The organism is Nostoc sp. DedQUE05 (genome assembly GCF_034530955.1).
GTDB lineage: Bacteria > Cyanobacteriota > Cyanobacteriia > Cyanobacteriales > Nostocaceae > Nostoc.
On record NZ_JAVRCB010000015.1, the window covers coordinates 161,438 to 168,900 of the forward strand.

The following is a 7,463-nucleotide window of genomic DNA, read 5'->3' on the forward strand; positions in this document are numbered from 1 at the left end:
CAGCAGATAGCTTGCTTGTTAAGCTTATCCGTGGTTTGATTAAAGTACGGCATATACATCGATTTATCGTAGTTGATGACTACTCAATTACTTGAATTAACTTGTCAGCCATAAAATAAATATAAAACTTTCCATGCCTATCCAAACTATTGGTATTTTAAGTCCGGGTGATATGGGACAGGCGATCGCAGCTGTTCTCAATCAACATGGATTGAAAACTATTGCAGCCCTAGACGATCGCAGTGAACGAACTCGGCAATTAGCAGCCGCAGCCAACATCCAAGATGTGGGTTCCCTCACACAATTGGTCATTGAATCTGATGTGGTGTTGTCAGTTCTAGTCCCGGCAGTGGCTACCCAAGCGGCGAAGCAAGTAGCTGAGGCGATCGCCAATGTTGGTAAACCCATTCTCTACGTTGATTGTAATGCGATCGCACCCCAAAAAGTCATAAATATCGGCCACTTGATTGAATCAGTTGGAGGAACATTTGTAGATGCATCAATTATTGGCCCACCACCGCGAGTTCCCAATCGCACCCGCATTTACACTTCTGGAAAACAGGCAAATCAACTCCAACAACTGCGCGATCGCGGACTGGATGTACGGGTAATTGGTGATGAAATTGGTCAGGCTTCCGGGTTGAAAATGTCCTATGCAGCACTGACAAAGGGGCTTACAGCAATTGGCACAGAATTACTAATTGCAGCCCATCGTTTAGGTTTAGATAAGGAACTATGGGATGAAATATCTAATAGTCAACCAGAACTTGCTAGTATTTTAACGCGTTCCATTCCCACGATGACACCGAAAGCACATCGTTGGGTAGGAGAGATGGAAGAGATTGCAGAAACCTTTAAAGAGTTAGGTCTGACAGAGCAGATTTTTTACGGAGCAGCTAACGTTTACCGTTTGGTGAAAGAAACCTCCTTGGGTAAAGAAACACCAGAAAAGTCTAATCGCGATCGCCCGTTGGATGAAATCATTACAATCCTTTCCAATGAAGCAAGTGACACTTAATCGTAAAAACTGAGAATCTATGACTCAAGAGCAATGGACTGCGGTCGATCGTTACTTTACCGATCTGCTTGTGCCGTCAGACTCCGTGCTGGATAAAGCCCTCCAAACCAGTGCCGCCGCCGGACTACCGCCGCATAACGTTTCGCCAAACCAAGGCAAACTGTTGTTACTGTTGGCGCAAATCCAAGGAGCGCGAAGCATCTTAGAGATTGGCACACTGGGCGGCTACAGTACGATCTGGCTGGCGCGGGCGTTACCCAGCAATGGCCGCCTAATCACACTGGAAGCTGACCCAAAGCACGCCGAAATTGCCCGCGCCAATATCGCTCACGCTGGTCTGTCTGACGTTGTTGACCTCCGCCTCGGACAAGCCCTCTCTACACTGCCACAGATTGCCGCCGAAGGTCACAGCCCATTTGACTTAATCTTCATCGACGCTGATAAACCAAGTAATCCCGATTACTTCGCGTGGGCGCTCAAGCTTTCCCGTCGCGGCAGCCTGATTATCGCTGATAATGTTGTGCGTAACGGAGCGGTGATTGATTCCAGTAGCAACGATCCTAGCGTTCAGGGGGTGCGTTGCTTCAACGAACTGCTTGCTTCTGAGCCACGCGTCAACGCCACGGCAATCCAGACTGTGGGTAGCAAAGGATATGACGGCTTTGCGATCGCGATCGTCACGGCTGACCAATAGCCAATATACCTGCCTTGAAAATAGTGTTGGCGATGTTTGAGTCGATCTACACTAACGCCAACTCATAAAAATTTAGAAAAAACTTAAAGCTTGTAATAAATAAACCCAGCAGGGACTATATAACAAGTCCCCCTGCCAGGAAGGTATAGTATATTCTGGCCATGTTTGATTAGATTAGCGCTTATTTATAAAAAATAATTGCGTATCCTTAAATACAATAACTAAATACTTCGTAAAACACAGTTAAGAAAAGTTATTAAATAGGTTAATTTACAATTAAAATCCAATACGCTTGGGTTAAGAGTTCTTTACTCTAGCTGAGTTGGTAAGTAGGTCGTCGTGAATATTTATCGTCAGGGCAAGGCAGGAGGCAGGAGGCAGAAGGAAAGAGAGTTTGAGCTTCGTTTATCTTTATTAACATAGTTATGTTTTTTCTCGCCAACTTACTTAAAGGCTTAACAAACTCTCTAGACGTAAACTGAAACATAAACTCTAAGACTTTAAATATTTAGTGAAATTAAATATGCATTATCCAGAACCTTAGTAGAGACGTACTATTGCTACGTCTCTACATTTTTTCTACCAAATGTCTCTTGAGTAGAGTAAGTGGCAGAGGTAAGCTTTTTGAGAATGGGATGAGATCGCTTACTTTTATGTTCGTCGATTAACTAGGGTAGCGCTAGCTTGGTCAACAGGCATTAGCACAACTTCATTAATATTGACATGGGGCGATCGCGTCACACAGAAAAATATCACATCAGCCACATCATCTGCTGTTAGGGGTGTAACTCCCTGGTAGACTTTGTTGGCGCGTTCAGTATTTCCGTGAAAGCGTACCTCGCTAAATTCCGTTTCTACCATACCAGGATCGACAGAAGTTACACGGACTTGCGTACCCAACAGGTCTTGTTTTAAACCTTCAGAAATGGCTCTCACAGCAGCTTTGGTAGCACAGTAGACATTGCCACCGGGATAGGTTTGATGTCCGGCGATGGAACCTAAATTTACCACATGACCGCGATCGCGACTTACCATTCCTGGAACGACATAGCGGGAGACATAAAGTAAACCCTTAACGTTAGTATCAATCATGTCTTCCCAGTCTTGAAAGCTGCCTTCGTGTAACTTGTCTAAACCACGACTCAAGCCAGCATTATTAATGAGAATGTCGATGTCAGACCAGGCAGGGGGTAGATTTGCAATAGCAGATTCAACAGCATGGCGATCGCGCACATCTAGCTGTAATAAATGAATTTCAGTACTAAAATCTTTACTCAGAGTATCTGCTAGCTGCTGCAAACGTTCTAACCTTCGTGCTGCTAAAATCAGTTTTGCACCCGCACCAGCAAAGATTTTTGCACAAGCAGTACCAATACCACTACTTGCACCAGTAATCAAAATGATTTGATTTTGTAGGGAAGTCATTAGGATAGTTAGGAGTGAAAAGTAAACAAAGATAGTTAGAAGTGAGGAGTTAACAGTTATGAATTATGAATTAGCACAAGTTTCATCGTTCATAATTTATCATCAATCGGTCTATAACTCCTAACTCCTAACTCCTAACTCCTAACTACTTCTTCACCACTTGCAAGCGCTGAGTTACCATTGTCATTCCATTACCTCGCAGGATGACAGCAGAAATCCATTGGCTACCTGGGGTAGATGGTGCTTGTCCTACTTTAAACAATCCGCCAGATGTCAGTAATTCCAAATCGACGGGTGTAGGATTAAGAAATTTATCTGGTTGGATAGATTCTTCTAAGGCCGTTCCTAGTAAAAAATCATCACCAAGTGGCTGTTGAACGATCGCATCAAAATTATACTTCTGACCGACTTGCACTTGCTGGGGTAATTTAATATCAATTTGGGGCGGATTACTACCAGAAGTAAGCAGGGTGCGTTCTGACAAAATGTCTTGGCGGACTATTTTTCCGCCTTCAATGCGCTGACGCGATTTAATCGTGGCATTGAGAGCTAACTTATTACCGTTACCAGAGGGTAAGCCAGTTATCTTCGTCTCTGTTTCAGCAATAATTCCATTGGCTTCAGGTTTTGAAGATAGCAGTTTCGTGCTGTATTGCAATTTCGGATATCGTTGCCAAAGTGAAGTCAAAGACTTTTCCAGGGTTTGGAGGTTTAATCCATCGCCATGAGTGAAATTGGGACTGTAAAATTGCAACACCCCTCTGATATCGCCTCGGCTGGCGGCGGTATCAACTTGTGTCAACAGGTTTGTCAAAGCAGCTGGTGCATTTTGGGCTGTTGTGGCTTGGGATAATTGCTGTGGTGTCGTCGCCTGAGTACGTTGCCAACCAGTTGTTAAACCAATAGTCAGCAGAAACGAAACTAGCCAAATATTTGCTGGGAATTTGAGTTGTCGTCTCACTAAGGCGGTAATAATGTTAGTCATGGGTAAGAGTTTACTGATTTGATTAGAGAAAGTAAGCAAATTGTTTTATCTTAGTTAAGCTAGACGCTAAACGGTAGAGGTTTGATGGCAAACGCACCGATACGATTATTAATAGCTGCCAGTGGGACTGGTGGACATTTGTTTCCAGCGATCGCCCTGGCACAAAAACTTCCAGATTATCAAATAGAATGGCTGGGAGTACCCGATCGCCTAGAAACTCAACTTGTCCCGAAACAGTATCCCTTGAATACTATTGCAGTTGAAGGGTTTCAGCAAGGGTTTGGAGTTTCCTCGATTCGCATTTTGGGTAAACTCGCCCTTTCGATTCTAGAAGTCAGACGAATTCTCAAACAGGGAAATTTTCAAGGGGTGTTTACCACTGGCGGTTACATTGCCGGGCCAGCCGTGATTGCGGCGCGTTCTCTCGGTTTACCCGTGGTTTTCCACGAATCTAACGCCTTACCAGGTAAAGTAACTCGCTTTTTTGGCCCTTGGTGTAGTGCGGTAGCTTTGGGATTTGAAGTCGCTGCTAAGTATTTACCTCGTGCCAAAAATGTCTATGTTGGTACTCCGGTTAGAGCGCAATTTCTTGATGGGGCAATTAATGCGCCACTAGATTTAGCTATTCCTGATGGTGTGCCTTTAATTGTTGTTTTTGGTGGTAGCCAGGGTGCAGTTGCAGTAAATAAATTGGTGCGCGAATCTGCAAAAGCTTGGTTTGATGCTGGTGTTTATGTAGTACATTTAACTGGCGATCGCGATCCCCAAGCAGATAGTCTCAAACATCCACAGTACATAGCCTTGCCTTTTTACAACAATATGGCAGCGTTATTGCAACGAGCAACTCTTGCCATTAGTCGTTCTGGCGCAGGTAGCTTAACAGAATTAGCAGTGTGTGGAACGCCTGCGATTTTGATTCCTTACCCCTTTGCCGCAGAAGACCATCAATCTTACAATGCAGACGTATTTACTTCATCGGGTGCAGCGTTAACGTTGAAGCAATCTGAGTTGACAACTGAAGTATTGCAAAGTAGTGTGTTGAATTTATTGCAGTCACCTCAAGAGTTAGCAAACATGGGGAAAAAAGCAAAGGCGATCGCAGTTCCTGATAGTGCCGAAAAATTGGCGCAGTTAGTGCGTGAGGTGATAGAAACATAACGTTGATTATTTAGCATTAAAGAATATGTTATTGAGCAAAAAACTTCGCTTTAGAGTAGGTTGTGCTGCCTTATTACTTGTCAGTTTAGCAAGTAGTTATCTATATACCCACTCAAAAACTAAACAGTCATTTACTCAACAAGAAAATTCTGCCCTACTTCAATCGCAGATTTCTCTGACTTCAAATAAAGATAGCGATCGACTTAACTCTAAGTCTCAAAATGCTTTTACATCTCGACAGAATTTGTTAACAGCATCTACACCCTATCCAGTTGTTGATGAGTTCAAAAAATATAAATTTAACATTAATGGCAGCCAGATTGCTACTTCAGGAAAACTACCAAATAGTAAGGTTAAATTTAATCAAAGAGATTTATTAACTGTTCTCGTTAATACTAGAAAATATTTTCAAGATTATGCTTCAGAAGATCCAGATATTATGCGTACAGGAGTGCTTGCAACTCAAGGAGTTACTGTAGCAGATGTCCTTAAGACTTTGGATTTCATGATTGCTGTTTTGAAGGAAGATATTGCTAATAATCGGGCTACTCGTTTACAAGACTCTCAATTTATTAATACCAACTTTCGAGTCATTAAATGGTCTGCTTACAACCCCAAAGCTAAACAGCAAAAACAATTACGAATTACCAAATATGCTGTATTTACTCACCCTGGTTCCCGCAAGAAAACCTCTACTTTTAATATACCAATTTATAGCTTAAAAGATAACTCGAATAACGATAAGTTCTACACTCGATACACAAAGCAAGATGTTTTATCTGGTATTTATGAACCAGGTGGTCGAGAATTTGGAAAAGTTAATACTCTTGCTTATCTAACCAGAAATGGCTTAGAAGAAGCAATTATGGAAGGAACAATCCTGATTAATTTTACAGATGGTTATAAGGCATTTTTTAATGTAGATAGAAACAATGGAATGGCTTATATCCGTGGATTAAAGGCAACAGCACAAAAGCGTTATTGGTATTTTAGAGAAGTTGATGCTATTAAAGGCTATGGATACAAAATAGATGCAAAAATTTCTATCAAACCCGGAGTTACTTTTGCTGGAGATGTTTTAAATATCGGTTTAGGTAAAGTGATTGTAATTGAGCATACTCAAGGTGGTCGCAAACATCTGCAAATGGGAGTCATCGCCGATACAGGCGGAGCATTTTTACCCAATCTTTATCAGCTCGATTTTTTGGCAGGTATTTTTAAGAATAAAACAGAATTTGGGCAGAATATCAGCCAAATACCGGACTATGCTACGGCATATTTTTTAGTAAAGAAGTAATGCATTGACCAAAGAGGGGGGAAAGGGAAAAGGTTAAAGAGAAAGGAAAAAGATGTATTTCGAGATACGTAGTACGAGAAATACAGCGTCCTCGCCTCATATCAAGCCCCTAACTTTAGTTATGGGGTTCCCTTTGCCCTTTCCCAATAAAGATGCATCCCTTGCCCGAAGGGCTTGACCCGATGTCAAAAATCTATGCACGGGTTAACAATTCTAAGTTGTGACCATCGGAGTCATAGAAATAGAAGCCACGACCTTCCTTTCTGTGGTTAATTTGTCCTTTCTTGTGATGCATGGGGTCGCTGCTGTATTCAATACCTGCTTCTTTGATGCGTGCAAAAATTGCATCAAATTCTTCATCACTAACGTGGAACGCATAATGATGTGACTCGAACGCTTCAGCGTCGGCGAAGTCAAGCGTTAATGCATCATTTATATGTACAGCAGCAAAGTGACCAACGGGATGCTCGACCTCTAAACCGAAAATTTTTGCAAAGAACCTCGCCGCTGCTTCTTTGTCATGTGCGGGCACTATGGTGTGATTTAGAGTAATTGTCATGTCACACCTTCCCTCCTAATTTTGGTACTAATCCATATCAACTCTCAATTTCAGAGTCGATAACAATAATGTTCCTTTCTATTTTATCTTTTGGGCGCTAACACCAGAGTAAATATATCTAAATCCTGGGTTCAACAGTATTGTGAACAACTGCAAACACTAAAGCTCAAGCTTAAATAAGCAAACCTGATAACTCGTATCAGTTTTACTGAAGTAATAAAACTTGATTAAATTTTGTAAAGCAGTGTAAAGTAGTTTCACAGGCAAAGACGAAACCGCCTGATTCATAAATAACCGCAATCATAAAACAATGACAACAACCATCCA

The 7,463-nt window shown here is 42.0% G+C and carries 7 protein-coding genes; 4 read left to right on the forward strand and 3 right to left on the reverse strand.

The window, feature by feature from the left end; translation table 11 throughout:
• Positions 1-133: 133 nt before the first annotated feature.
• Together RMZ42_RS13925 and RMZ42_RS13930 are read left to right on the forward strand one after the other, a co-directional pair.
• Positions 134-1,018, forward strand: coding sequence for an NAD(P)-dependent oxidoreductase (locus RMZ42_RS13925; protein ID WP_322671953.1), 885 nt, complete (start codon positions 134-136; stop codon positions 1,016-1,018).
• 70 nt (positions 1,019-1,088) lie between these two features.
• Entirely contained in the window at positions 1,089-1,712 is a 624-nt protein-coding gene (locus RMZ42_RS13930; protein ID WP_322671954.1) for an O-methyltransferase, read from the forward strand.
• 651 nt (positions 1,713-2,363) lie between these two features.
• On the opposite strand, the gene RMZ42_RS13935 is transcribed toward RMZ42_RS13930, so the two are convergent.
• Positions 2,364-3,137: an SDR family oxidoreductase gene (locus RMZ42_RS13935; RefSeq protein ID WP_322671955.1), complete on the reverse strand. Its 774-nt coding sequence runs from the start codon at positions 3,135-3,137 to the stop codon at positions 2,364-2,366.
• A gap of 145 nt (positions 3,138-3,282) precedes the next feature.
• Entirely contained in the window at positions 3,283-4,122 is an 840-nt protein-coding gene (locus RMZ42_RS13940) for a nuclear transport factor 2 family protein (RefSeq protein WP_322671956.1), read from the reverse strand.
• An 84-nt stretch (positions 4,123-4,206) separates the two neighbouring features.
• Here RMZ42_RS13940 and murG point away from each other — a divergent pair, with 84 nt between their 5' ends.
• Positions 4,207-5,280 carry an undecaprenyldiphospho-muramoylpentapeptide beta-N-acetylglucosaminyltransferase gene (gene murG / locus RMZ42_RS13945; protein WP_322671957.1) on the forward strand — a complete coding sequence of 358 codons (1,074 nt, stop codon included), beginning with the start codon at positions 4,207-4,209 and terminating at the stop codon, positions 5,278-5,280.
• 25 nt (positions 5,281-5,305) lie between these two features.
• Positions 5,306-6,577 carry a hypothetical protein gene (locus RMZ42_RS13950; protein ID WP_322671958.1) on the forward strand — a complete coding sequence of 424 codons (1,272 nt, stop codon included), beginning with the start codon at positions 5,306-5,308 and terminating at the stop codon, positions 6,575-6,577.
• Between the two features lie 193 nt (positions 6,578-6,770).
• On the opposite strand, the gene RMZ42_RS13955 is transcribed toward RMZ42_RS13950, so the two are convergent.
• A complete protein-coding gene (locus tag RMZ42_RS13955) occupies positions 6,771-7,136 on the reverse strand; it encodes a VOC family protein (protein WP_322671959.1) in 366 nt (121 codons plus the stop codon).
• Positions 7,137-7,463 lie beyond the last annotated feature (327 nt).

Coding starts and splice junctions, on each gene's coding strand:
- RMZ42_RS13940 (WP_322671956.1), bottom strand. CDS start 4,122: ATGACTAACATTATTACCGCCTTAGTGAGACGACAACTCAAATTCCCA.
- RMZ42_RS13925 (WP_322671953.1), top strand. CDS start 134: ATGCCTATCCAAACTATTGGTATTTTAAGTCCGGGTGATATGGGACAG.
- RMZ42_RS13955 (WP_322671959.1), bottom strand. CDS start 7,136: ATGACAATTACTCTAAATCACACCATAGTGCCCGCACATGACAAAGAA.
- RMZ42_RS13950 (WP_322671958.1), top strand. CDS start 5,306: ATGTTATTGAGCAAAAAACTTCGCTTTAGAGTAGGTTGTGCTGCCTTA.
- murG (WP_322671957.1), top strand. CDS start 4,207: ATGGCAAACGCACCGATACGATTATTAATAGCTGCCAGTGGGACTGGT.
- RMZ42_RS13935 (WP_322671955.1), bottom strand. CDS start 3,137: ATGACTTCCCTACAAAATCAAATCATTTTGATTACTGGTGCAAGTAGT.